The 23,900-nt window shown below is 22.8% G+C and carries 22 protein-coding genes; 6 read left to right on the plus strand and 16 right to left on the minus strand.

Annotated elements, in window-relative coordinates; translation table 4 throughout:
* Nucleotides 1-209 precede the first annotated feature (209 nt).
* Nucleotides 210-431 (minus strand): hypothetical protein, encoded by a 222-nt coding sequence (locus AACK83_RS01430; protein ID WP_338958915.1) that lies wholly within the window; start codon nucleotides 429-431, stop codon nucleotides 210-212.
* A gap of 175 nt (nucleotides 432-606) precedes the next feature.
* Between AACK83_RS01430 and AACK83_RS01435 the strand changes: the two genes are divergently transcribed.
* Nucleotides 607-1,722, plus strand: coding sequence for a hypothetical protein (locus AACK83_RS01435; RefSeq protein ID WP_338958916.1), 1,116 nt, complete (start codon nucleotides 607-609; stop codon nucleotides 1,720-1,722).
* Between the two features lie 19 nt (nucleotides 1,723-1,741).
* Entirely contained in the window at nucleotides 1,742-2,656 is a 915-nt protein-coding gene (locus AACK83_RS01440) for an ABC transporter ATP-binding protein (RefSeq protein WP_252319855.1), read from the plus strand.
* Between the two features lie 12 nt (nucleotides 2,657-2,668).
* On the opposite strand, the gene AACK83_RS01445 is transcribed toward AACK83_RS01440, so the two are convergent.
* The 7 genes from AACK83_RS01445 to AACK83_RS01475 form a co-directional block, all read right to left on the minus strand.
* Nucleotides 2,669-3,418: a hypothetical protein gene (locus AACK83_RS01445; RefSeq protein WP_338958919.1), complete on the minus strand. Its 750-nt coding sequence runs from the start codon at nucleotides 3,416-3,418 to the stop codon at nucleotides 2,669-2,671.
* A gap of 256 nt (nucleotides 3,419-3,674) precedes the next feature.
* On the minus strand, nucleotides 3,675-5,558 hold the full coding sequence (gene mnmG / locus AACK83_RS01450) for a tRNA uridine-5-carboxymethylaminomethyl(34) synthesis enzyme MnmG (RefSeq protein ID WP_338958921.1): 1,884 nt from the start codon (nucleotides 5,556-5,558) through the stop codon (nucleotides 3,675-3,677).
* Between the two features lie 285 nt (nucleotides 5,559-5,843).
* The gene (locus tag AACK83_RS01455; protein WP_255495891.1) at nucleotides 5,844-5,972 is read right to left on the minus strand and encodes a hypothetical protein; all 129 of its coding nucleotides are present in this window, start codon (nucleotides 5,970-5,972) and stop codon (nucleotides 5,844-5,846) included.
* Between the two features lie 160 nt (nucleotides 5,973-6,132).
* Nucleotides 6,133-6,921: an exonuclease domain-containing protein gene (locus AACK83_RS01460; protein WP_338958926.1), complete on the minus strand. Its 789-nt coding sequence runs from the start codon at nucleotides 6,919-6,921 to the stop codon at nucleotides 6,133-6,135.
* 259 nt (nucleotides 6,922-7,180) lie between these two features.
* Nucleotides 7,181-7,960, minus strand: coding sequence for a hypothetical protein (locus AACK83_RS01465; RefSeq protein ID WP_338958929.1), 780 nt, complete (start codon nucleotides 7,958-7,960; stop codon nucleotides 7,181-7,183).
* A gap of 17 nt (nucleotides 7,961-7,977) precedes the next feature.
* Nucleotides 7,978-8,598, minus strand: a complete 621-nt coding sequence (locus AACK83_RS01470) for a hypothetical protein (protein WP_338958931.1) — start codon at nucleotides 8,596-8,598, stop codon at nucleotides 7,978-7,980.
* A 256-nt stretch (nucleotides 8,599-8,854) separates the two neighbouring features.
* Nucleotides 8,855-10,015 carry an Mbov_0401 family ICE element transposase-like protein gene (locus AACK83_RS01475; RefSeq protein ID WP_338958625.1) on the minus strand — a complete coding sequence of 387 codons (1,161 nt, stop codon included), beginning with the start codon at nucleotides 10,013-10,015 and terminating at the stop codon, nucleotides 8,855-8,857.
* Nucleotides 10,016-10,088: 73 nt separating this feature from the next.
* On the opposite strand from AACK83_RS01475, the gene AACK83_RS01480 reads away from it, so the two are divergent.
* From AACK83_RS01480 to AACK83_RS01490, 3 genes are all read left to right on the plus strand, one after another.
* Complete coding sequence (locus AACK83_RS01480; RefSeq protein ID WP_338958622.1) at nucleotides 10,089-11,795, plus strand: hypothetical protein; 1,707 nt, start codon at nucleotides 10,089-10,091, stop codon at nucleotides 11,793-11,795.
* Between the two features lie 150 nt (nucleotides 11,796-11,945).
* Complete coding sequence (locus tag AACK83_RS01485) at nucleotides 11,946-12,128, plus strand: hypothetical protein (protein WP_338957532.1); 183 nt, start codon at nucleotides 11,946-11,948, stop codon at nucleotides 12,126-12,128.
* Nucleotides 12,082-12,225, plus strand: a complete 144-nt coding sequence (locus tag AACK83_RS01490) for a hypothetical protein (protein WP_338957535.1) — start codon at nucleotides 12,082-12,084, stop codon at nucleotides 12,223-12,225. Before AACK83_RS01485 ends, AACK83_RS01490 begins: the two co-directional genes overlap by 47 nt.
* Here AACK83_RS01490 and AACK83_RS01495 read toward each other — a convergent pair.
* From AACK83_RS01495 to AACK83_RS01520, 6 genes are all read right to left on the minus strand, one after another.
* Nucleotides 12,222-14,246 (minus strand): hypothetical protein, encoded by a 2,025-nt coding sequence (locus tag AACK83_RS01495; RefSeq protein WP_338958620.1) that lies wholly within the window; start codon nucleotides 14,244-14,246, stop codon nucleotides 12,222-12,224. The two genes, AACK83_RS01490 and AACK83_RS01495, sit on opposite strands and share 4 nt — an antisense overlap.
* Nucleotides 14,197-15,435, minus strand: a complete 1,239-nt coding sequence (locus AACK83_RS01500; RefSeq protein ID WP_338958617.1) for a hypothetical protein — start codon at nucleotides 15,433-15,435, stop codon at nucleotides 14,197-14,199. The genes AACK83_RS01495 and AACK83_RS01500 overlap by 50 nt, the downstream gene beginning before the upstream one ends.
* Nucleotides 15,436-15,448: 13 nt before the next feature.
* Nucleotides 15,449-15,571: a hypothetical protein gene (locus tag AACK83_RS01505; protein WP_338957828.1), complete on the minus strand. Its 123-nt coding sequence runs from the start codon at nucleotides 15,569-15,571 to the stop codon at nucleotides 15,449-15,451.
* Nucleotides 15,572-15,575: 4 nt separating this feature from the next.
* Complete coding sequence (locus AACK83_RS01510; RefSeq protein ID WP_338958614.1) at nucleotides 15,576-17,468, minus strand: hypothetical protein; 1,893 nt, start codon at nucleotides 17,466-17,468, stop codon at nucleotides 15,576-15,578.
* Between the two features lie 3 nt (nucleotides 17,469-17,471).
* Entirely contained in the window at nucleotides 17,472-18,602 is a 1,131-nt protein-coding gene (locus tag AACK83_RS01515) for a hypothetical protein (protein ID WP_338958934.1), read from the minus strand.
* Between the two features lie 228 nt (nucleotides 18,603-18,830).
* On the minus strand, nucleotides 18,831-19,949 hold the full coding sequence (locus tag AACK83_RS01520; RefSeq protein ID WP_338956980.1) for an Mbov_0401 family ICE element transposase-like protein: 1,119 nt from the start codon (nucleotides 19,947-19,949) through the stop codon (nucleotides 18,831-18,833).
* Between the two features lie 296 nt (nucleotides 19,950-20,245).
* Between AACK83_RS01520 and AACK83_RS01525 the strand changes: the two genes are divergently transcribed.
* On the plus strand, nucleotides 20,246-20,479 hold the full coding sequence (locus AACK83_RS01525) for a hypothetical protein (RefSeq protein ID WP_338956981.1): 234 nt from the start codon (nucleotides 20,246-20,248) through the stop codon (nucleotides 20,477-20,479).
* Between the two features lie 87 nt (nucleotides 20,480-20,566).
* On the opposite strand, the gene AACK83_RS01530 is transcribed toward AACK83_RS01525, so the two are convergent.
* Together AACK83_RS01530 and AACK83_RS01535 are read right to left on the minus strand one after the other, a co-directional pair.
* Nucleotides 20,567-22,693: a hypothetical protein gene (locus tag AACK83_RS01530; RefSeq protein ID WP_338957151.1), complete on the minus strand. Its 2,127-nt coding sequence runs from the start codon at nucleotides 22,691-22,693 to the stop codon at nucleotides 20,567-20,569.
* Nucleotides 22,638-23,885, minus strand: a complete 1,248-nt coding sequence (locus AACK83_RS01535; protein ID WP_338957148.1) for a hypothetical protein — start codon at nucleotides 23,883-23,885, stop codon at nucleotides 22,638-22,640. The genes AACK83_RS01530 and AACK83_RS01535 overlap by 56 nt, the downstream gene beginning before the upstream one ends.
* Nucleotides 23,886-23,900 lie beyond the last annotated feature (15 nt).

A 23,900-nucleotide genomic window follows, 5' to 3' on the forward strand; every position in this document is an offset into this window, starting at 1 on the left:
ATAAACTAATACATTGAGAGGTTATTTAAGAGAGGTATGGTTGAAAAAGCAAATTTAGGTAAATTATTAGAGTTTATTTTTATTAAGGTTTATTATTCTTTTATTACAGTTTTTTTATTTATTTTATCAATATTTATATCTTTAACAATAGTGATTGTTTTTTTTACTTTGAAATTAAGTTCAAATACTTTTTTCATTATTTTTCAATATTATATTATGATTTTGTATAGCATTTTTCTTTTTATTTTTGCTTTAATGAATTCTATTAAGTTATTTGGTACACAATTTGAAGATAATTCTTTTCTTCTAATACTAACAAGGCCATATTCAAGAAAAGTAATTATCCTTTCACAATATTTCGTGTTATTTTTATCTTCATTATTTTTTATAGTATCTAATATTATTACTTTATTAGTTTTTGGAGGCATCATAGGGGTAATTCTAAAAATAATATATATTAAATTTTATATTTTAATTATTTTAAAATTATTTCTTTTTTTACTTTTTTTCTCAATTTTAGTAACTAATGGATCGGTAGCTATGTTAGCGTTTTTTTCATCAGAAAAGGTTTTTTTAATATTTGTTATTTTTTGTAGTTTATTCCTTTTGGGTGGTTTACCTTCTTCTTTGATATTAAATAAAACAGAAAATTTACCAATTTCTTTTAAAGAAGGTGTTGGACCTTATTTGGTTAAACAAATTAAAGAAGCAATGTTATTTAATAAATATTATAAAATGGAATTAATTCGTTATCCTAATTTAACTAAAGATATTGCTGATTTTTATAATAGTTTAACAATTGATGAATTACAAGATATTAATAAAAAAGAAGTTATTAGTAAAAGACAAGATTTTTATAAAAAAGAAGGATTTCTTTTAAATAGTTCATTTAATAGTGGTGAAATGGAAGGTAAAATTGATGTTTGAAATGGACATAATGATTTTAATGGCAAAACAGTTAAAATAGTTTTAGTTTTTAATAAATACTTTATTAATTTAAAAGAATTAAAACAAAAGATTCAAGAATCTAATAAAGATACTCAAAAAGATTTATTTCAATTATATGAAGATTATAATAATGAATTTGAAATTAATAATTTTTGTTATTTACAAAAATCAAAAATACCTGATTTGTTAGAATATGATCTTGCTAAATCTTATGTTGAGGAAGGTAGTAATAAAAAAACATTAACTAGTGATGATTGAACAAGAGCTTTTAAAGATGGTGGATATTATGTTAAATTTAGCAGTCCATTACGTAACCAATATGATAATCTTTTTTTTAATCCAATTTATATTTTATTAAGAACTGTGGAAGATTACATTTATAATCAAATATGAATTTATTATCAAGTTAAATCAGAAAAAGTTTTAAATGATGAAAATTTTATTGCATTTAAAAATAATATGAATTTATATACTTTGATTAACTATTTTAATTTTATTGAGCACTGAAACCAAATGTGAACAAATTATATGGGATGTTATGGTAATTTTTGATTTAAACCATTAGCTTTATCAAGTATTGATTTTAATGTTCAAAAAAATACTTTATTTAGTTATCCTGATTTTACTTTTCATTTAAATAGCGAATATAAAATTGATGTTAATAATACTACAAGCATACAAAATAATTTGATTGTTAGTTTATTTTACGGTGTATTGTGTATTGTTTTATTTTTCTTATCATTTTGTTTTTTCTTAAAAAAGAATATTGGATAAGTTAGTTAGGAGAGTATTTATGTCAACAAATGATAAAAATAAAATTTTAATTAATGTTCAAAACTATAGTAAAAAATTTAAGAAATTTCACATGAATAATATTAGCTTTACTGTATTTGAAGGAACTATTCATGCTTTAGTTGGCCGTTCAGGAAGTGGTAAATCAGTACTGTTAAAATCAATTATTGGTGCTATTCCAAAAAGTAATTACGAAGGATTAATTACCATTAATGGCTATAAAGCGGGAACAACTTTTTCAAAAAATAGTTTAGGTTATTCTTTGAATATAGAAAATTTTCCTCAAGGATTAAGTGCTTATAATTTTTTGAAATTTTTAGGTAAAACAACAATAATTTCAGAAAGTAAATTACTAATAAATTTAGAAAGATTATTAAAAAATTTTGGTTTATGAGAATCACGTAATAAATCTTTAAATTCATTTTCTTCAGGAATGAAAAATAGAATTATGTTAATTGTTGCCCTAGCACATGATCCAAACCTAGTTATTTTAGATGAACCAGGAGCTAATTTAGATTCAGAATCAAGAAAATTTTTTACTTCTGTTTTACAAGATTTAAAAAAAGAAGGAAAAACTATTTTATTAACAACTCATATGATTGATGAAACAAAAGATATTATTGATAATTGTACTATTATTGAATATGGTAAATTAATTTATACTGGACCAATTGATAAATTTGGGGTTGGTAAAATTTTTGTTTTAAAAACAAGCAATAATCTTGTAGCATCATCACTTTTAAGTTTATATAATTTTCAATTTAAATATAATAAAGATACTGATAGTATTTTAATTAAATTAATTGATAAAAATTATATATCACAACTTAATTTTATTTTAAGTGAAAAGAAAATTGTTATATATGATTTACATGAAAAAGAATTAGATTTATTTTTTATCAATTCATTTTTTTAATTTATTTTTATTTTATAAATAAGATTTTCAAATTTTTTGATTTTCACTTAAAACATGTGCAGCAGGAGGATATTCATCAGCTAATTTGTTGATTGCATTTACCATTACTTCTTTTTGATAATTATTATTAAATTGTAATTCTTGTTTTGTTTTTTTAGTTTTTTGATATCATTTTTGATTATATATTTTCCTTTTTGCTTTTACCTCGGATTTTTGCTCATATTTTTGCTTTCTTGCCTTCACTTCTGGCCTTTGAGCATATTCTTTCATTTTTTCTTTATTTTTTTGATATCACTCTTGATCATATTTTCTTTTTCTTGCCTTCACTTCAGGTCTTTGAGCATATTCTTGTTTTTTTGCTTTTACTTCGGGTTTTTGAGCATATTTTTTTCTTCTTACTTTGGTTTTGAAACTTTGATCATATTTTCGTTTTTTATCTTTATTTTTTTGATATCACTCTTGATCATATTTTCTCCTTCTTGCCTTCACTTCTGGCTTTTGAGCATATTCTTGTTTTTTTGCTTTTACCTCAGATTTTTGTTCATATTTTTGCTTTCTTGCCTTCACTTCAGGCCTTTGAGCATATTCTTTCATTTTTTCTTTATTTTTTTGATATCACTCTTGATCATATTTTTGCTTTTTTGCTTTTACTTCAGGTTTTTGCTCATATTCTCGTTTTTTATCTTTATTTTTTTGATATCACTCTTGATCATATTTTCTTTTTCTTGCCTTCACTTCAGGTCTTTGAGCATATTCTTTCATTTTTGCTTTCACTTCAGGTCTTTGTTGATATTCTTGTATTTTTTTTTATTTTTTTGATATCACTTTTTCTTATACTCTTTTTGTTTTTCATTATTCATAAATTTATCACCTCTTAAATTTGTGTCATATTTACAATTTTTATTACTGTTTAATTTCTTTTGATCATCATAAATCAAAATCTTCTTTGAACTTTAAAATGCAAGTAAAATATTTAATATATAAAATTAGCGATCTTAATTAAAAGATCGCTAATTTATTAAATATTTAAATTTGGATATTTGCGTTTTAAAAAAAATAATAAAACTTGAATATCAGCAGGACTAACACCAGAAATTCTTGTAGCATGACCAATTGTTAATGGTCTAACGCGCTTTAATTTTTCTCTAGCTTCACCAGTAATACTTTCTACTAAATCATAATCAATATCACTAGGAATTTGTTTTTTTTCTAAACTATTAGTTTGTTGCGCCATTTTTAGTTGCTGATTAATATACCCTGAATATTTAATTGTAATTTCTAATTCCATTAATTCATGATATTGTAAATCATTTATTAAAGGTAACTGTGAAGTAAACATTGATAATTTGACACCTGGGCGTTTTAATAATTCATAAGCAATAATATGATTATCGGGAATTGGACCTAAATTATTATTAATAATATACTTAGCAACTTCTGAATTGGGACTAACTTTAATGGTTTTTAATTTTTCAACAATATTGGACATTAATGTTTGTTGAATATTAAATTGTGATCAACGTTGTTCACTAACTAAGCCAACTTGATAACCATACTTAATTAATCTTGTTTGAGCATTATCATTTCGTAATAATAAACGATGTTCAGCTAAAGAAGTTAATAAACGATAAGGTTCAACTGTTCCTTTTGTTACTAAATCATCAATTAAAACTCCGATATATGCTTCATCACGCTTTAAAATTAATGGTCTTTCTTTTTTTATTTTTAAATGGGCATTAATTCCGGCTATTAAACCTTGACACGCTGCTTCTTCATAACCACTAGTACCATTAATTTGACCAGCACTAAATAAGTTTTTAATTAATTTAGTTTCCAATGTTGGTCATAATTGTGTTGGTTCAAAAGCATCATATTCAATAGCATATGCTCATTTTAATACTTCACAATTTTCTAAACCAGGTAACGTTCTCAACATTTTATCTTGCACATCAATTGGCAATGATGTTGAAAAACCTTGGACATAAATTGAATCCAAAGCAAGTGATTCTGGCTCTAAGAAAATTTGATGACGAGGCTTATCAGCAAAACGTACTACCTTATCCTCAATACTTGGACAATAACGTGGTCCAGTACCTTGTGCTTCACCATTATACATTGGTGATTTATCTAAATTATTATTAATAATGGTATGAGTTTTATCATTTGTATAAAGTAAATAACAAGGTAATTGTTTTGCTAATGGTAAAAAATTTTTAGTTTCATGTGAAAATGCTAAAGGTAAATCACTACCTAGTTCAATATTAGTTTTGTCAAAATCAATACTATTTTTTTTAATACGAGGTGGTGTTCCTGTTTTTAAACGTATCATATTAAAGCCTACAATTTTTAATTGTTCAGAAATACCATTACTTGTTCTTTGACCATCTGGTCCTTCTGATTTCTTATTATGACCTTGTAAAGTTAAAGCTGTCATATAAGTACCAGTAGTTAAAATCACAATTTCACTTGTAATTTTTTCGCCATTCTCTAAAATAACACCCTTAGCAGTGTTTTCTTCAATTATTAATGATTGTACCATAACTTCTAAAATTGTTAAATTTTCTTGTTTATTTATTGCATTTTGCATATATTGTGAATAAGCAATTTTATCAGATTGAGCACGAATAGCTCAAACTGCTGGACCACGTGAATGATTTAATAGTTTCATTTGCAAAGCAGTAGCATCTGCTGCTTTAGCCATTTCGCCACCAAGTGCATCAATTTCACGAACCACAACTCCTTTGGCGGGTCCACCAATAGAAGGATTACATGGCATTAATGCAATTTTAGTTTTATCAAGAGTAATAATAGCAGTTTTATGACCTGCTCGTGCAGAAGATAATGCCGCTTCAACACCAGCATGACCCGCACCAATTACAATAATTTCATAGTCATATTTCATTGATTTCACCTCCATTTCATAAAATATTACATATCAAAATTAATGACATCAAAAATAAGAAATTTTATTTTTAATTTCTTTAGTAATGTTATCATAAACAAGCAAAATATTCATGTACTTTTTAGACTTTTATTAAATAAAAATTGAATTTTAGTTAATAATCTTCTCGATTATAATTCATTATATTTTATACAAGATATAAATATTATTTAAAGAATTAGTGCTGCACTTAAAAATAGCAACTGTTTTAACTAGTAATCATTAATACTAATTTAAAACCAGTAATTACTTACTTTTAAGTATTTTATTTATTAGCACAAGATGTGTTTTTATTGAAAAGACACTTTTGTCATTAACATTAGTGACTGTATCCAATGGTGATAAAACATATGCAACATCTATTTCTTTTTCCATAACTGTAACCTCTTTTGTATACAATTTGACTTAAATAATTTATCTTAATATCCCTACATAAGTATAATTATAATGTTAATTTTTAAATTTGCAAATTTTTATTTACTATACCTTTAAACTTAAAAAGTATTTTTATATATAAAAATACATCTTATATTAATTAAGATAAAGAATCACCAAATAATCTCCCCATTTTAATATTAAGATTATTACATAAAGTTTTTAAATGGTAATGTTCACTGAAATGTATATTAATTAATTTATGTAAAGTGGTAACATCTGCCAATGGATCATGATGATCAAATTTAATTTGATTACTATGAGCAAGAGCACTTAAACGGTTATTAGGATAATCATATGTTCTTCTAAATAACTTAACTGAACAAATGTAAAAAAAATTAGAGCACTCTAAATCATAATGATTTATTAATGATCTTAAGATATTAATGTTAAAGTTAGCATGATGAGCAATAACAACAGTATTTTCAGTAAAAAAAGTAACAATGTCTACTCATAATTCTTTAAAATTTGACATTAAAGATACGCTTTCATTTGTAATTCCATGAACATGAGAAAAAGTAAATTCTTCAGGATGTGGTTTAATTAACGAACTATAAGTTTTGACAATTTTACCTTGTGTTACTTTTATCATAATTAATTGACAAGCACTTGTTTTATTCGAATTTGCAATTTCAAAATCAATAAAAACATAATTAGTATTATCAATCCCTCAATCATGAACACTAAATTTTTTCTTACTATTTAATTTTAATTGCTTTCTTTTTAATAACATTTTTTTAGCAAAAAGATTTTTACTATCTTTACTTTTATACTGTTTAAAAGGTGTAATTATTTCTTGTTTTCCTTCTATATTAACTTCTGATTCAGAGTTATCATCTGTTTCAAAATCATCATTTGTCTTCTTGAATTTTACACTTTTAAAAAACATATTAATGGCAATAGCACCTTTCTATCTAAATTTTCATAAATTAATATTAGTTATTCCTTTGATAAATTATAACATTGATAAGTTAGAGTAACTATATTTTTACTTATAAAACTTCATTTTTTACAAAATTCATTTATTAATTATCATTCTTTAACAACTAACTTAATATAATTTTTAAAAATAATATTATGAATAAAATATTATATTGTTGACAATAAAAAAGATTGCAACTGCAATCTTTTTTTAAATAAGAAAAATATTATAATGAAAATGAAGTTGAAGAATTATTTTTAGTAATTAACGGTTCACTATCATTTACTTCATTTTGAAAATTATTAATTTTTTTTAACTTTTTAGCTATTTTAACTTGTTTATTAAGTTCTTTTTCTTCTAATCTTTGATTTTTTGCTTTTAAATTTTTTAGCTTATTTTCTGCTTCTTGCAGTTTATCTTCTCTTTTTTTAATTTTATCTTTACTTTTTACAATTTTATCACTAAGTGTTCCTAATAATGGACTATTTTTTTTATTAAGTTTTCTTTGACGTTGCGCATCTTTAAGATTCATTCGTACTAGTTTATCTTTTTGCAGTTTAGTTATTACCTTATAAATCTTGACACTTATTGCAGCAGCAATTGCTCCTCCAATAACTATTGGTACAGCATAAAGTAAAAAGTCTAATCCTTCAAATAAATCACTAAAAAATGATTCTATCCCTTGTCAACCTTTTTCAAAAAAATTTCCTACGTCTTTTGTAAAATCCTCAAATCCTTTTGAAATATCTTCTCAAATGCCACTAATATCTGAACCAATATCATCTACACCTTTACCAATTTCTTCTAATCCTTTACCAATATCATTTCCAATATCTTCTATACCTGAACCAATGTCTGATATAATATCTTCCAGTCCTTTACCAATATCTGAACCAATATTATCTACACCCGAGCCAATATCTGATATAACACCTTCTACACCTTTACCAATATCATTTCCAATATTTTCTATTCCTTTGGCAATATCATCTAATCATCCAAACATAATTTTTCTACCTTTCTTTAACCTAAACTTGGTCTTAATGTTGTTTTATCACTATTATTTATATTTGTTTCTAAACTATTAGCACCTAATACTATACTATTATTAAACTGATTAATATTGGGATTTAATTCAGACAATGGTTCTCTATTAGATTTATTATTTAGTTTTTCTAAATGATCATCTAACATTTTTAATTCAATTTTTAATTTTTTGTTTTCTACTTCTTTTTCAAGCAGTCCCACTTCAAATGTTTTTCTTTCATAATCATATTGTGCTTTTTGACTTGCTAATTTTGATTTGAAACATTCCATTTGTTCTTCTTTAAATATTTCATTTTTTTGTTTACTTTCTTTTTTTGCTTTATTAGTTTCTAGTTTTCTATCAACAATAGAAGTGACAACAGCAGCTGATGCTGTTGCTGCTAATGCTCCTACTACAGGAGTACCTGCTAATAATAATCCTCCACCAACTGCAACAGATCCTATAATAGGCATATTTTTTTTAAGTTGTTTTTTAACATTATTTTTAATTTTCTTTGGTGATGGTATTCCACTAGACTTCTTTGCTTTTTCATTATCATTAATTTCTAATTCAGATGATGAAGACACATTTGAATTCAATCTTTTAAAATCGGGCATTTTTATTTCTCTCTTTCTAATCTATAAAATATTTTGGGAGCATACCGATGTTGTCAATAATATTCAAATTTGTCTTTAAATTATAAGTTTAGACGAGAATAATTTAGACTTCAATATGCAATTGTAAGTTAATCTTAACACTTCAAAAATATTAGTCAACAATAATACTTACTTTTATAACTCAAAAATTCTTATTAAAGTTTTCTTTAATAAGTTTTATTTTATTTTTATTTATTTTTTAAATTTAAGTTTTAATTTATAATAACTGGATAATTGTATTTATTTGATAACATTTAAAATTAACCATTTTTGTATACATATCAATGTTATAAGTTCTATCACCAATCATATGCTTTAAAATTTGTTTAATATTAGTTTCAGTAAAGCAACCAATATTTTCAACTAATGCTTGGTTTAATACACCATCTTTTGCATTAATAAAATAACCAACTTTTAATTTTTTATATTGTAAAGTTAATAATTGTAAAAAATCAATTAATTCATAATATTGACCTTTGGCAAATAAATTTATTGCATTTTGATAGTGTAATTTAGCAATTTGATTTTTTCTTCTTCCTGCCATTATACCAAGAAATAAAACATGAAAAGCATGAAATTTATCTAAAATAAATTTAGCATTTAAAATTGTAGCAGTTTTTCTAATTCATTTTGCACTATCTCCACAAACTATTAAATTTGCTTGGTCAAAGTTTTCAAAAAATAAATTACCATATTTTTCTATTAATTTTGCGGTTTTTTCAGCACCAATTTCTGTTTTTGAAACTCTTATTTTACATACAGCTCTTTTATTAATTAATTTTCCATTTTTCTTTTTACCAGTACACATTACTATTAATCTCATCGAACATTTTTTACAATTTTTAGTATTGTGTTTTTCATTAAACTTAAATTTTCGATGACCATCATCAATATTTACATATAAATTTTGATTTGGTTGTAATGGTATTTTGGGAATATTTGCTTTTGGTAATTCAAATTTTTGATATGTTCTACAAACTGTACTATTACTTATTAAATCTTCAATAAAAGTATCACAAACATCACGATACTTTTTACCATCAGCAAAATATTTTAAAATTTGTTTAATAACGTTAGGTGCAAGTTTACTATATTTTTTAACACCAAGATAATTATCTAATAATGATACGTACTCCATTTTTTGTGTTTTTGTGTTATAATGTGTACAAATACGTCGTTTATAAGTTAATAAACCTTTTTTTGCTTTTAATTTTCGTTGTCTAAATCTATATGATTTATATTCAGATTTATCACATATACTTCATAAATAATCATCTATTTTTGCAAATAATTCTTCTGTTTGTTTTAAACTTAATTCATCTTGATTAAAATCATGTTTGTCTCAATCAAAATGATTTGCGAATGGTAATATAAACATTTTTAATGTTCCTTTCTAATTTTTGTTTGTTAATAATTTAAGTTTAATTTTTTTTAAAAAATAAGGAGTAAATATGGCTTTTATTAGTAGTTATGGACAATTAAATAAAAAATATAATCTTAATTTTAGTGATAATAATTATGGTTTTAGTTGAGATATTTTTAAAGAATTTGTTGGTGATGAATGAGCAGAATATTTTACTACTAATTGTTTTTATCGTTTTGTTCCAACAGCACGTGGAACAAGAAAAACTTGAAACTGTTTAGCATTTGATTTATTTATATGTTGTAATTTTAGAGATAGTAGTGTTCAAGAAGTAAGAAGATATGAAAATACTCATAGTGAAACTACAATTGGTGCTTTAATGAATGTTTGTCAAGTTTTATTAGATACATATAATATTAATTTATTACCTAATAATCCACATGGCATTAAATGAAAAATTACTAAGGATGGGGGATGTATTATCTTTCCAAGTAATCAACAAATTGACTTTATTGGTTATGCTAATGGTAATAAGATTTTTGGAAAAGAAGCAGGTGGGTCAAGTTTTTTAGGTTCAAGAACAGATGAAATTATTATGGCAGAAGAAAAAGAAACATTAACTGAAAAACAATTAACATATCGATATGAACGTTTACAAAACTCTATGTTTAGAAGTAATCGTATTAAAGTATCAAATAAACCTATTAAAGAGTGAAGTTGAACATTTATTGATAAAAATATATATAGTTCTACCTTTGGACAAAAGATTACTCGTTATTTTTATAAAAGTTTTTTCATTACTTTTACATGTAATCCTTATGATAAATATCATCCATTTTATTTAAAATACTGTACACCATTTTTACCATTAAATGATGAAGTCATGAAAAATCTTAAAAAAGTTGGTAAAGTTTATTATGAAAATAAAGATATGTTTAGTGGTTTAGGTTTATTTGTTTTAAGATTTACTATTCAACCATTTTGAAATAAATTACCTGACATTCAACAAAGAACATTATTAGAAATGGAAAAAAGTAATCCAGATGAATATAATACTGTTTATTATGGTTTTGAATTTTTAGATAGCGATGCAACAATTTTCCCATTTCAAAAAACAGTAAAATATTGACAATCATATGATTTAAAACAATTTTATAATCAAGAAAAAGAAATGTATAAATTTGATTTTTATAGTGTTGGTATTGATTGAGCTACGGGACCAAAAGACCATACTGTATTTATGGTAGTTGGTTTTAAAGAATATAATAATACTGGTTATTATGATGCTTATATTATTTGTGAATTAGTAGTTACTCCAAATGATTTTATAAATGAAAATGAAAAAATTAATGCTTATGTTAATGAAATTTTAGGATTAATGGATAATTTTGAAAATTTTGAACAAGCAATTTATTTTTATGATGATAAAGCAAGAACAGCAATGGATTGATTAAATCAAAAATTAATTGATGAACACAATACTATTTTAATAACACAAACCGCTATTAAACATGCTTCAAATTTAAATCAAGAAGCCGGATTAACTAATAGAGTAGTTTGAATGAGAAATATTATGAGTTATGGAAACTTTTATGCAAATAAAGATGATTTACCAAAAACAACTCAATGTTTAGAAGAATTACGTTATGACCAAACCAAAACTAACATTCCTGACAAAAATATGTATCAAGACCCTTATGATGCATTATTTTATGCATTATATCCATATAAAAATGTAATTAGGGGTAAAAATAATGCTACTGTAAAAAAAAGTATCTTCACATTTGCAATATAATAAATAAGTGCAATACAATTAATAGTATACGTATCAAAAAATAAACACCTTTAATTTAGGCGTTATTTTGCTTTTAAAAGCATACTTGTAAAAATAATCAAAAATAGTACAATTTAAAAGTAAAATCAAGGAAAAAAGGAGATATTTATTATGAAAACATGAATAAAAACAAATTTTCAAAAAATATCATTATCATTTGCTGTAATAACTGGTGTTACCGGTTTAATCTTAGGAATAGTTTCATATAATAAAAATAATCAATTAACATATTTTTATGATTACGACCATGAAGCACACTGGGGGGGCAACTATTTGAGCAAGACCAGTAAGTAATAAACATAAAATTACTCTTTACTGAGCATCAAATAAATTAACTGATGATGCAGTAAAATGAGATGGTATTTATCCAGATGGATATTTTGATAATTAAATTTCTAAATTTATATAAGAAATATTTTCATTATATTTATCAAATAAATTAATATTATTTAAATTTATTTCTTGTTTATTTGTTACTAAAATTAAATCATAATTACCAGCACCAAATAGTCCGCTAACTTCAATTCGATTTAAGTTATTAATTGGATTTTCAATTTGTAATTCAAATTCACTATTATTGTCAATTTGTAAAACTTCTTTATAAAATTCTAATTTAGAAAATAATTGTGATTTATTTGAACCATATAAATTTAAAGCATTTTCGGTTTTATTTTTATTAATAATTAATCTTGTAAAATATTTTCCATATTCACCATTACCTAATGTTCAATCTGCCGGAATTAATGATGGTATATTATTGCTTTCTAATTCATTAGTTATGGATAGTCAGTTAAATTGATTATCATCTAATTTCAATAATTCATTTTGACTAATGTCATTGTTTTTTAGTTTAATGTTATTGATATCTGTAAAATCAAAATATGCAGATTTTAATACTACTTTTATATCTTTAAATTCTCAAATCTTATCAGGTGTAGAATGTATAGGATTTGATTTTAATTCAAAATAATAAGGTAATAATAATTTATAGTCATCATTTAAACCGTTATTAATAGACATGGTTGAATAAATATTTTTTGATAGCATTATAACTATTTGTTTTAATATTTTAACTTGTGGTAAATTTGTATAGTTAGGATAATCTAATTCTCATTGTTTAAATAAATTAGTAATAACTTCATTTGGTTTTTGTCCTTCAAACTTAGCACGAATTTTATCTAAATCATTCATTTCTTTTAAAACATTACTTAATGATGCACCATCAAAGTTTCTATTATAAGTATATGTATAAGTTAACATATCTAATAATACTTTTTGTAAACTATCAATTGGTGGTCTATCTTTTATTTCTAGTTCAACATCATGAAATTTATTTGTTGTAGAAATAAATAAATTATAGTCACTTACTAAAAATCATGACTCTAATTTTTTATCTTTTAATTCTAGTTCATCAGATAATGGTCATACTTTTGAATTTTTAGAAACATCATAACCAATTTTAGCATTAGTTACTCTTGCATTATTAATAATTTCTTTTCTTGTTTCTCTACCACCACCAATAGCAATTAAATCTAAAACTGATTTTTCTTGTCCTATAAATTGTTTTGCTAAATTTCAAGGTAATATTTGTTCACTAAATCATTGTTGTAATATTCTAACTTTTGGTTGAGTTTCAATAGGCATTGATAATAGCGGAAATGCTATCTTATCTTTGACAAATAACTTTGTGTATACCTCCATATTGTCGACTTCACCAAGTACCTTTATATTGCCAAAAATCATGCTTCTAGGTGCTTTAATTTTTAAACCAATAACTTTGGTGTCTTTATCTAGTGGTTTTTGTAATTTAATAATAATTGGATAACCATCTCTTGTTTTAAAGTCTTTAATTTTAATAATAGTAATACTTTTAGTACTTCTAGTTTTTGGATTTTGATAAGGTTCTGAATAATTATTAATAATATATAAATTATCAATATTATTTTCAGTTAATGGTTCATTTATACTAACTGCATATAACTTAAATTGATTTAATAAATTTATTTCTTGAAATATTAAATTTTTAATATCAGTCATACTATATTCAATTGTATTGTCATTAATATTAGTACTTGCTCTTTGATTTAATTGCATAGTAAAATCAGATGTTTCAACAGCAGTAGTTTTTAATACTTTATCAATATCAATAAAACCTATTTTAATAGTATTTGCTGAAAATCTTAAACTATTATTTTCATTATTTTTAAATAAACGTTCAATTTCATAAATATAAATTTTTCTTTTTTTAAATTCATCGTATGCTCTATTAATATCAGGGTCACTAGTAGCACTCATCATATTAGTAAAATCATAAGGAATATTATCAATTAAATAATCATTTTCTATTTCTGCTTGATTAAGTTTAGTTTGTTTCTGTGGAAACTTCGTTTGTGGTTTGTTGTTGTTTTCCATTGTTTTCTCCTATTAATTGGTTATTTTCTGGATTAAATAATTTTAATTTAACTGTTAAGTTATTAATTTCTTGTTCATCATTAATATTAAATGTTTTACTATTTAATAAATCTTTATCTAAACGTACTAATATTTGAATAAATTTAAGAATATCAATATTAAATTGTCATAATTTTTGTTCAATATAATTAATAGTTGAAATATTTACCGCTGTACTTTCGGGAACCGATTGTTGTGCTGATTTCTTTTGACTTGGTATATGAATACCACAACGTTTAAATATTTCATTAATATTTCAATCATATATATCAGTTAAATTTTTACCTTTAAAATTACTACTTGTCATATTAATATTTTCACTTTTTTCATTATTATCACCAGTAGTTTTTCAAATATAGTTGTTAGTAACTAATGTTCTTACGGCTTCATCCATTGTAGATTTAGCATTACCATAAGTTTGGTCAAAAATAAACTTTGGTGAATTTAAAATAGTATCTAAAACAATTTGTTCATAAATAACATCTAATGCTTTAATTTTATCCATTACTTTATTACAATCTGCTAACTCATTTGCTTTATTTCTCATAATTGCTATTGGAATATAATTAATATTTAATGTTTGTTCTTGTTCTAAATTAGGATTATTACTATATTCTTTAAAAGGTAAAGGAAATTGTTTTTTATTATCACTAATACTATAAATTGCACGATTAATAGTTACTTGTTCATTATTTAATTTATAAACTTCAAATAATCTTACTGTTTGTGCATTTTGTTGATAACTATCATAAAAAATAGTACATTGAATTAATTTACCAGTAATATCATAAATTCTTTGCTGTATATCTACTACTTGAAAATATAAATCATCATTAGCAATATAAATTAAATAACCACTAATTCCTAATTTGCTTAATTTAAAAATAGAATTTCAATTCTTTCTATAAAATTCTTGTTTAATTAAATATTGTTTAATAGTTTCATTATTAATATCCAATGGAGCATTATATAAATTAGCATTATTTTCAGCAACAAAATCAGTAAAATAAGTCTCATGATTAAAATCATTAAAACCAAAATAACTTAAAATAGAAGTGTGTGTACTTTTATTTTCTAAAAAAATTAATTTAGATTTTTCTTCATTATTATTAATATTTGTTTTATCTTTTCTTGGTCAAAAAGGTTTCATTTTTTTCTCCTTTCTAAAATATTTGATTAATTTTTAAGACAATTTTTACTATAATAAATATAATTAAACCAGCAACAGCAGAAGATAATAAAACTCCAATTAAACTTAAAATAATTTTTATAATTTTTCAAATCATAATTTTATTCCTGTAATTCTTCTAATTTTCATGTATTACCTTTATCGCTACCTTTTAAAGAATAAATAGTAATAAATTTTGAGTGTTGTACTGATAAAACTAAGACATTAGTATTATTGTTAAAAACTTCTATTGGTACACCTGCTATTTTTGTATTAGTTATAATAAATTCTTTAATTGCAAAAACATTATTATATATATTTCAAGAATAATAAACTTTATATCTTTTATTAACTATAAAATCATAAGTAATTTGTCAATTATCTCATTTATTTTTTTCTCTTATTCCTACTTCTTTTCAAATTGAACTACTTGGAGGAATTGGAATTGGTTGTGGTTGTTTTTTGATAATTTCATTAATAGCACCAGCAACAGTTTTATCAGTAGTTTCTAAATTAGGAATTTCAGTACCAATAGTATTTATAGAAAAAGCATATTTGAATTGGTCTTTATCCATTTTATTGTCTAATTTTTTATCTACTTCTTCTTTTTTATAATAATCAGTTAAATCAGTTTTCCCGCAAGTAGCACTAATTTTATTATTTTCATCAATTTTAATATTTTCACCAGCAATTAACTTATCTTGTTTTTTATCTAATAATTGATTTGTTTCTAGTTTTGTATAATAATCATGTTCAGTATTTTCTTCTGCTATAAATTCAGTTGGTGTATCTATTCCTTGATATTGATATATTTCTTCTATATCACCAATTAAATTAATTTTTCCACGTTCAGGATAAGAATTACCGCCACCACTAAATTCTTTCTTTTTATTGTTATAGTAAATCGTTCCGGTATTTAAAATTCTTTTATTTTGGATTTGTTCACTATACGTCATGGAATCAACATTTAGCAATTCAAATTCATTAAAAACATTATTTAAATAAATTTTAATTACTTTATAAAATTTCATAAAGTTATTTTCTGTTGAATATTGATAACTGATTTTAATAAAATATCATTTAAATATTTCTATATTATTATTTTCAACTTTTTTTCATAAGGGACTAGTTTCAATATTAAATCAATTATTTTTAACATCATTAATATTTTCGTTTGTTTTAATTAATTCACTATTTAATTTGGTAATTTCATTTTCATTTGTAGTAATTCGTTTTTGTTGTTTAGCAGAAAAATCACAAGTTGGTGCATGTGTATAATCACCAATTTGTGGATTGTTTTGTAAAACATCAGGTGGTAATGTTCCAATTTCATTAGGTCAATCTAAAATCATAGTTTCAGTTTTTGAGTCATATTCTGTTGCAACATAACCTTTATTTATTAAATTTGTAACTGGTCCCCTATATGTTTCATTTTTATTACCATTAATGGTATCATCATATAATTTTATTTGCTTTGATAATGTAAATTCTTTTTGTTCTTGAATTAATTCATTAACTTGGTTTCTAGTATAAAATGCTTTTAAGTCAATTTTTTCAACATCTATTTCATCATTATTATAATTTGAAAATATTTGTTTTAATTCTGTTAATCTTGCTCATATTTTCATTCTACTAGGTGCTAAATCTCAAATATTAATCGTAGGAGTACTACTTGCACTAAATTGATTACCATTATTAAATTGAATAGTAGCATCAACATTAAATTCAATTGGTGTACGATTAAATACTCAATGTTCAACCATAACATAAACCATATCTCTTAAAGTTTCTTTAATTAATTCATCTTTAAAACTATCAAAAGGAAATTTAGATAAAATAAAATCAAGATAAGCATTAATATCATTTTGAGCACGAATAGCAAATGTTTTAAATCAATCATCAACATTTGGTCATGTATTTATATATTGTCGTGGTGTTTCTGTAATTGTTCCAGTTAATGGATATCAGTTATTATAATTTTCTAAACTGACACCAGTTCAAAGTTTATTAATCATATTTTATCATTCCTTAAAAAATGCTTTTTTATAACGTTTGGTTTTTGATTTAGTTTTTCTATGTGATATATGTATAATTTCTTTTTGTAATTTTTTCTTTCCTTTTTTTACAACTTGATTATATGCAAATTTTTCTAAATGTCTTAACAATCCAGTACCAAATACAGTATTAACTGAGAATTTTAAACCAACCCTTTTAAATGATTTATTGACATTATCAATAGGATTATTAATAACATTAACTACTTTATGATAAGTTCTAATTGTCCTTAATATTTGCCTATAAATTTTAAAACTATCTTTAATCATTTGTTGTACAACTGGTGGAGCAAAAGCAATACTTTTTAATCATTTATTTTGACTAACTCCATATCCAATATATCAACCGCTATATCATCTATATCAATGAAATGGATGTATTTGAATAACAAAAGTTTCTGCTTTGATAATACTATCAATAACTACAATTGGTTTATATTTAGGATTACGATGATAAATAGTAATTCCACATTTATCTAATGATAAAGGTTGAATTTTACAAGCCATAAATACTGGTGAATTTAATGGAATTAATTGTGCATGTTTAATTGCTTTCTTTTCAGCACTTGTAAATACATCAATTGTTTTTTCTTTTAATTTATTAATTTTTTCAAATGCTTGTTTTTCTAATTTTTCGAATTTCTCTTGTAATTTATAAATATTTATTCTTATTTTTTCAAAATATGAAGTATCTTTTCAAAATTTATTTAAACCTTTTTTAAAATAAAATTTAATATCAAAATATTTAAAAGTTTGATTTGCTTTTAATACTAATTTATGAATTGAACTATTTTTAAAATTAAATTTAATTGCATTAGCACGAATTTTTTGTAAATCTAAAATTAAAGATTTTCCATATCTATTTTCTGCATGTATTGTATGAACTAAATTTAATCAGTCATGTTGGTTCATTTTTAATACTTCTTTTAAATCAGTATTATATTTTTGTAAAAAATTGTTTGCTTTATCAATATCTTTAATTTTAAATTTAGGAGTTAACTGTGGACTTAACTTTATTAATTCATTTTGTAATAATAAATAATTTTTTAATTCTTGTACTTCTAATTTTGCAAAATTATTTTGGGATGGTAACAAAAACGGAGGATATAATTACTTTTTAAACATTTCTTTTAAATTATAGACAAGAAATAATTGTAATTATATGCAATTGTAAGTAAATATTACTACTAAATTAAATTAATTTCAATTAAAATACAAATATTAAAAAATCAATAAGAAAATTTAATATAAATACACAACAAAAATTCTTATTAACTTTTAATTAATAAGTTTTTAATATTTTAATAAAAATAAAAATTTTGATTATGTTTTAGAATTGACAAGATTACACTTAAAAATAACCATTTTAATATAAATATCTATGCTATATGTTCTATTACCAAGCATTTCTTTTAAAATATATCAAATATTACTTTCAGCAAAAGTACCAATATTTCATTTTGCACCTTGATTTTCAATTCCTTGTTTATTATTTTTAAAATATTGTTTTTTTAATTTTTTATGATTTTTTAATATTTCATTCATATACTTTATTAATTCATCATATTGACCATTTTCAATAAAGTTTCTACAAGTATTATATTCTTCAAAATATTTTCCTTTGTTTCCAGCAATAATTCCTACATACAACTTTTTAACTAAATGGAATTTATCTAAAACAAATTGTGCATCTAAATAATTAGCAACATCTTTAATTCATTCTGCACTATCACCACAAATAATGATTTTTGCTTGGTCAAAATTTTCAAAAAATCTATTTCCTTGTTCTAAAATAAATTCAGCAGTTTTTTGAACTCCAATTTTAGTTTTTGTTGGTCTTATTATTACATCTACTCTTTTATTAACTAATTTATGATTAACATTATCTGTACAAAATAACACTAAACGCATTGAATATTTACCAGAATTTCGTTTAAATTTTCAAAACTTTCGATGTCCATCATCAATACTAATATAAATAAATTGATTTGGTTCTAATTTTATTTTAGGAACATCTAATTTACTAACTTGATATTCTTGAAATAATCTACTAATACTTGTTGTGCTAAATTTTGTTTGTTTCATAGTATGTAAAATGTCAATATACCTTTTTCCATCTGCAAAATGTTCAATAACATTATTTTTGATATCCTGACAAGTCCTTTTGTATTTAGGTAATTGCAATTTTTCATCTAATAAACAAATAGGAACTCATTTTTTTAATTGTTCATCATAATATTTATAATCACGACATTTATAAGTAACAAGACCATTGATAGTATTTCTAGTTCTTGTTTTAATTTTAACGGGGATATATTTTCTATCTCTTTCTTTTAAGATTCTTCAATCTGTTTTTTCTCATTGATTTTTTACATCATCTCTAAATGATTGATACATTCTTTTTGTTGCTTCTTTTAAAGTTCATAAATAATTAAAACTCATATTTTTTCTCCTAACTTTTTTTAAATTTTAAATTTATTGTAAATATATTTAAAAAATTAATTTACTTTTTTATTATAAACATATATAAGTGTAATTTAAAATTAAATCAAAACTTTTTAAAAAACGACTTTCATATTTAAAATATAATAAACAATTTCAATATAATTAATAGTATAGGTATCATAAAATAAACGCCTTTAATTTAGGCGTTATTTTGCATTTAAAAGCATACTTGTAAAAATAATGAAAAATAGTACAATTTAGAAATAAAATTAAGAAAAAAGGAGTAATTAAACATGAATGAACAAAATTCTGAATTACATTATGCTAAAAATATAGCAAAACAAAGAAAAACACAAAGGAATATATTTATTGGTATATCTACATTTATGACTGTATTATTTATTATTTCAGCAACAGCATTAGGTCTTGCTTGTAAAGACGGAAGACAAAAATTAAGTTTTTATTTAAAACCCGACCATACAGCAGTCTGGGGGGGCAACTATATGAGAACATCGTTATGACCATAATATAATTTCATTATATTTTGCAAATAAAAAAGGTGATAAAACAGATATCAAATGAGATGGTACTTATCCTAATGGATATTTTAATAATTAAATTTCAATATTAATATAAGATAATGTTTCATCATTTGAATTAAATAATTGAATATTATTAATATTTATGGTTTTACTTTCTGTTTCTAGCAGAATATCATAATTACCAATACCAAAAATTCCGGAAATTTCTAGTTTATGTAAATTAGAAATTTCTTTTTCTATATTGAATTTAATTTCATTACTAAAATAATCTTTTTGCACGAAATTAAATCAATCTCAACTTGAAAAATATTGTTTTTGACTATTAAATAATTTTAATAACTCTAAAACGTTATTAATTATACTTTTAACCATATATTTACCATATTCACCATTATTTAAACTAATATCTTGTGGTAATAATGAAGGTATGTTATTACTTTCTAGATTATTAGTTAATGATAATCAATTAAATTGGTTATTACTTAGTTTAAATCATTCATTTTGACTAATATTCTTATTTTTAACTTTAATATTATTAGGGTCAGTAAAATCAAAATACTCAGATTTTAAAACAACATAAACATTATCAAAACTTCATCTATCATGACTTGATTTTCTTGTTGGTTTTGATTTTAATTCAAAGTAATAAGGTAATAATAATTTATAGTCATCATCTAAACCTTTATTAATTGATAAATAAGAAAGTATACAATTTGATAACATCATAATTACTTGTTTAAAAATTTTTACTTTTGAATTATTAATAAAATTAGGATTGTCTAATTTTCATTGTTCAAATAAATTATTAATTACATCATGTGGTTTTTGATTTTCAAACTCATTTCTTAATTTTGTAATATCAGGTGTTTCTTTAACATCTGGATTTGCATCATATTTTGGGTCATAACCTTTAAAATTTGCTTGATAATTATAAGTATAACCTAACATATCCATTAATAATTTTCCCAATGTTGTAGTTGGTTTAATTTTATCGTAAGTTAAAACTACACTATCAATTTCATTGATTTTTCAATGTGTTTGTGCAGTTGCTTGTCCTTCTGCAACTTTAATAGTTCACTTTTTATTTTCTAATAATCTAGGACAGTTAGGACCACATGAAGTATCAGTATCTGCTGAAATATAACTACTTTCATCATTTTTTGAAAAAATAAAATTCATTTCTTTTTGAATATTAGTTTGTTGGTTTTTTTCATTAGTAACGATTGTTTCAACATTTTTTAATTCAATTTTTTTAACGTGTTTAAATTCTTGTGATGGTGGATTAGGTATAATTTCACCAATATCTAAATATTCTAAAATAGAATTTTGATTAATGAAATTTTTAGCAATATTTCACTCTAAAATTTGGTCACTAAATCATTGTTGTAAAATATTAACTTTTGGTTGAGTTTGAATTGGTAAAGCATATAATGGAAATAATTGGTTATCATCAGCAATTAATAAATTTGGTGATACTTTTAATCCATCAATTTCACCATTTACTTTTATATTGCCAAATAACATTGTTTTAGGAAATTTTAAAGTTATACTTTTAACCTTGGTATCTTTGTCTAATGGTTTTTGTAATTTAATAATAATTGGATAACCATCTCTTGTTTTAAAATCTTTAATTTTAATAATAGTAATACTTTTAGTACTTCTTGTTTTTGGATTTTGATAAGGTTGTGAATAGTTATTAATGATATATAAATTATCAATATTATTTTCAGTTAATGGTTCATTAATAGATACTGCATATAACTTAAATTGATTTAATAAATTTATTTCTTGAAATATTAAATTTTTAATATCAGTCATACTATATTCAATTGTATTATCATTAATATTAGTACTTGCTCTTTGATTTAATTGCATAGTAAAGTCTGATGTTTCAGCAGCAGTAGTTTTTAATACTTTATCAATATCAATAAAACCTATTTTAATAGTATTTGCTGAAAATCTTAAACTATTATTTTCATTATTTTTAAATAAACGCTCAATTTCATAAATATAAATTGTTCTTTTTTTAAATTCATCGTATGCTCTATTAATATCTGGGTCACTAGTAGCACCCATCATATTAGTAAAATCATATGGAATATTATCAATTAAATAATCATTTTCTACTTCTGCTTGATTAAGTTTAGTTTGCTTCTGTTTCTGTGGAAACTTCGTTTGTGGTTTGTTGTTGTTTTCCATTGTTATCTCCTATTAATTGGTTATTTTCGGGATTAAATAATTTTAATTTAACTGTTAAATTATTAATTTCTTGTTCATCATTAATATTAAATGTTTTACTATTTAATAAATCTTTATCAATTTTCACTAATATTTGAATAAATTTAAGAATATCAATATTAAATTGTCATAATTTTTGTTCAATATAATTAATAGTTGAAATATTAACTGCTGTACTTTCGGGAACTGATTGTTGTGCAGATTTCTTTTGACTTGGTATATGAATACCACAACGTTTAAATATTTCATTAACATTTCAATCATATATATCAGTTAAATTTTTACCTTTAAAATTACTATTTGTCATATTGATATTTTCGTTTTGTTCATTATTATCTCCACCACTTTTAAATATGTAGTTTTTAGTAACCAAAGTTCTTACTGCTTCTTCTAATGCTGATTGAACATTACCATAAGTTTGACTAAATATAAATTTAGGTGAGTTTAAAATAGTATCTAAAACAATTTGTTCATAAATAACATCTAATGCTTTAATTTTATCCATTACTTTATCACAATCTGCTTGTTCATTTGCTTTATTTCTCATAATTGCTATTGGTATATAGTTAATGTTTAATGTTTGTTCTTGTGATAAATTAGGATTATTAATGTATGATTTAAAATCTAATGGAAATTGTTTTTTATTATCACTAATACTATAAATTGCACGATTAATTGTTACTTGTTCATTATTTAATGTATAAACTTCGAATAATCTTACAGTTTGTGCATTTTGTTGATAACTATCATAAAAAATAGTACATTCAATTAATTTACCAGTAATATCATAAACTCTTTGTTGTATATCAACTACTTGAAAATATAAATTATCATTTGCAATATAAATTAAATAACCACTAATTCCTAATTTACTTAATTTAAAAATAGAATTTCAATTTTTTCTATAAAATTCTTGTTGAATTAAATATTGTTTAATGGTTTCATTATTAATTTCTAATGGAGCATTATATAAATTAGCATTATTTTCTGCTACAAAATCAGTAAAATAAGTTTCATGGTTAAAATCATTAAAACCAAAATAATTTAAAATAGAAGCATGTGTACTTTTATTTTTATTAGTTAAAAATTTTAATTTTTCACTTTGATTATCATTAATATTATTTTTTTCTTTTCTTTTAAATAAACTTAGCATAATATTCACCACCTT

This window comes from Spiroplasma endosymbiont of Tiphia femorata, assembly GCF_964020225.1.
In the GTDB taxonomy this organism is placed as follows: domain Bacteria; phylum Bacillota_I; class Bacilli_A; order Mycoplasmatales; family VBWQ01; genus Spiroplasma_E.